Source organism: Tardiphaga sp., from assembly GCF_025356345.1.
GTDB lineage: Bacteria > Pseudomonadota > Alphaproteobacteria > Rhizobiales > Xanthobacteraceae > Tardiphaga.
In genome coordinates, this window is record NZ_JANXTC010000377.1 from 1 (window position 1) to 3,602 (window position 3,602).

The window sequence follows — 3,602 nt, forward strand, 5'->3', positions numbered from 1 at the left end:
CCAAGGATCTCCCGGACTACTCGCAATTGCAGGACTACGAGCCGCCGGTGATGACCCGCGTTCATGCCGGCGACGGCTCGCTCGTCGCCGAATACGCCAACCAGCGCCGGCTCTACATTCCGATCCAGGCCGTGCCGAAGATGGTGATCAACGCCTTCCTCGCCGCCGAGGACAAGAACTTTTATGAACATGGCGGCATCGACTACACCGGCATGGCCCGCGCCATCGTGCTGTATGCGCAGAATTTCGGTTCCAACCGGCGGCCGCAGGGCGCCTCCACCATCACCCAGCAAGTTGCCAAGAACTTCCTGCTGACCAATGAGGTGTCGTTCACCCGCAAGATCAAGGAAGCCTTGTTGGCGATGCGCATCGAGCGCGCTTATTCCAAGGACAAGATCCTCGAACTCTACCTCAACGAGATTTATCTCGGCCTCGGCGCCTATGGCATCGCAGCGGCGTCGCTGGTCTATTTCGACAAATCGGTCAATGAGCTGACGGTATCGGAGGCCTCCTATCTCGCGGCGCTGCCGAAGGCGCCATCGTCGCTGCATCCAGTGAAGAACCGCGAGCGCGCCATCGAGCGCCGCAATTACGTCATCGACCGCCTACTCGAAAACGGCTGGATCAAGCAGGCCGATGCCGAGAAGGCGCGCAAGGATGTCCTGACCGTTACCAGCCGCAGCAACGCGGCGCATATTTTCGCCGGCGAGTATTTCGCCGAGGAAGTGCGCCGCGATATCTTCGAACGCTATGGCGAGAAGAAGCTGTATGAGGGCGGGTTGTCGGTGCGCACCACGCTGGATCCGAAGCTGCAGATGATGGCGCGCAAGACCATGGTCAACGGCCTGATCAATTTCGACGAGGCGCATGGCTGGCGCGGCGCGACCAACAAGATCGACATTACCGGCGACTGGGGCGTGAAACTCGCCGAGGTGAAATCGCTGTCGGACGTCGCGCCGTGGAAGCTGGCCGTGGTGCTGGACACCAGCGACCAGTCGGCCCGGATCGGGTTCCAGCCCGGCCGCGAGCTCGGCGGCGCCGTGCTCAAGGACCGCCAGACCGGCAACCTCACGCTGGACGGCGTGAAATGGGCCCGGCCGATCGCCGGCCCGGCCAAGGGCAAGACGCCGACCGCGGTATCGCAGGTGCTCAATCCCGGCGACATCATTTACGTCGATCCGCTGCTGACCAAGGACGGCTCGGTCGTCGAGGGGCAGTTCCGGCTGCGGCAATATCCCGAAGTGTCCGGCGCCATGGTGGCGATGGACCCGTGGACCGGCCGTGTGCTGGCGATGGTCGGCGGCTTCTCCTTCGACCAGAGCCAGTTCAACCGCGCCACGCAGGCCTACCGCCAGCCCGGCTCGTCGTTCAAGCCGCTCGTCTATTCGGCGGCGATGGACAATGGCTATACGCCATCGACCGTCGTGGTCGACGCGCCGCTGGAAATCGACCAGGGGCAGGGCGCCGGGGTCTGGCGTCCGGACAATTATTCGAGCGGCAAGTACCTCGGCCCGACCACGTTGCGCAACGCGCTGATGCGCTCGCTCAACACCGTCACGGTGCGGCTCGCGCAGGACATCGGCATGCCGCTGATCGGCGAATATGCCAAGCGGTTCGGCGTCTATGACGAACTGCCGAACTACCTGTCCTATGCGCTGGGCGCCGGTGAAACCACGGTGATGCGCATGGTCACCGCCTATTCGATGTTCGCCAATGGCGGCAAGCGGGTGAAGTCGACGCTGATCGACCGCATCCAGGATCGTTATGGCCACACCATCTTCAAGCATGACCAGCGCGAGTGCCGCGGCTGCGACGCGCCGGAAGGCTGGAAGAACCAGGCCGAGCCGCAATTGATCGACCGCCGCGAGCAGGTGATCGATGCCATGACCGCGTATCAGATCACTTCGATGATGGAAGGCGTGGTGCAGGGCGGTACCGCCACCGTGATGCGCGACGTCGGCAAGCCGATCGCCGGCAAGACCGGCACCACGAATGATGCCAAGGATGCCTGGTTCATGGGTTTCTCGCCGGATGTCGTGATCGGGCTCTATGTCGGCTACGACAAGCCGCGCACGCTCGGCGCCAAGGCGACCGGCGGCGGGCTGGCGGCGCCGATCGCGCGCGACTTCATGAAACTGGCGCTGGCCGACAAGCCGGCGGTGCCGTTCCGCGTTCCGGCCGGCATCAAATTGATCCGGGTCGACGCCAAGACCGGCATGCGCGCCGGGCCGGGCGATGGCGGCCGCACCATCCTCGAAGCCTTCAAGCCGGGGACCGCGCCACCGGATAATTATTCGGTGATCGGCGTCGCCGATGCCGATGGCCGCTCGCTGTCGGTCTCGCCCGATACCGACCGCGGCTTCATGCGGCCGGGCACCGGCGGGCTGTATTAGGCGTCACGGCGATTGCGCTTTGCCGCGCACGCCGCTACATCCCGACACGTGATTTGGCATTGCGGCCTTTACAGCCGCGGATCAGAGACTTCATGCGCCCAGAATTCGAACGCCTCGTTGAAGAGATCAAGCAGTCAGTCGGGCTGCTGAGGAGGCATCTTTGACGTCGATGCATCCACGGCACGCCTCGCAGAGCTGAACACGCTCGCTGAAGACCCCAACCTCTGGAACGATCCCCAGAAGGCCCAGAAACTGATGCAGGAGCGGACCTCGCTGGAGGATTCGCTCGGCGGCATTGGTCGAATCATGCGCGAGCTCGACGACAATATCGAGATGATCGCGCTCGGCGAAGCCGAGAACGATGACGGCGTCGTGGTCGAGGCTGAAACCGCGCTGAAAGGCCTGAAGAAGGAAGTGGCGCGCCGCGAGCTGGAAGCGCTGCTGGCCGGCGAGGCCGATCGCTTCGATTCCTATCTGGAAGTCCATGCCGGCGCCGGCGGTACCGAGAGCCAGGACTGGGCCTCGATGCTGCTGCGCATGTATACGCGCTGGGCGGAGAAGCACGGCTTCAAGGTCGAGTACATGGAAGAGACGCAGGGTGAGGAAGCCGGCATCAAATCCGCGACCATCCAGATTTCCGGCCACAATGCCTATGGCTATCTGAAGACCGAAGGCGGCGTGCACCGGCTGGTGCGCATCTCGCCCTATGATTCCAATGCGCGGCGACACACCTCGTTCTCCTCGGTGGCCGTGTTTCCGGTGGTCGACAATTCGATCAAGATCGACATCAACGAATCCGACGTCCGCGTCGATACGATGCGATCCGGCGGCGCCGGCGGCCAGCACGTCAACAAGACCGAATCCGCGGTGCGGCTGACGCATGTTCCAAGCGGCGTCGCGGTGGTCTGTCAGGCCGGCCGTTCGCAGCACAAGAACAAGGCGCAGGCCTGGGACATGTTGCGCGCCCGTCTGTACGAGATCGAGCTGAAGAAGCGGGAAGAGAAGGCCGCGGCCGACCAGGCCGCCAAGACCGATATCGGCTGGGGCCACCAGATCCGTTCTTACGTGCTGCAGCCCTATCAGATGGTGAAGGACCTGCGCACCGGAGTGCAGACCTCCGACACTTCGGGCGTACTCGACGGCGACCTCGACGAATTCATGGCGGCAACATTGGCGCAGCGCGCCTTCGGCACCGCGCCCGAGGCGGTC

General features: G+C 63.9%; 2 protein-coding genes. Both read left to right on the forward strand.

Translation table 11 applies throughout. The annotated features are described in order from the left end of the window. Positions 1-2,393 (forward strand): penicillin-binding protein 1A (locus tag Q0S16_RS22885; RefSeq protein ID WP_295853587.1); only part of this gene is annotated, 2,393 nt, incomplete at its 5' end. A gap of 92 nt (positions 2,394-2,485) precedes the next feature. Then, a protein-coding gene (gene prfB / locus Q0S16_RS22890; RefSeq protein ID WP_295853591.1) for a peptide chain release factor 2 occupies positions 2,486-3,602 on the forward strand; the annotation gives its coding sequence in 2 pieces (ribosomal slippage) (positions 2,486-2,551 and positions 2,553-3,602; 1,116 coding nt annotated over the 2 pieces). This gene is flagged as partial in the annotation.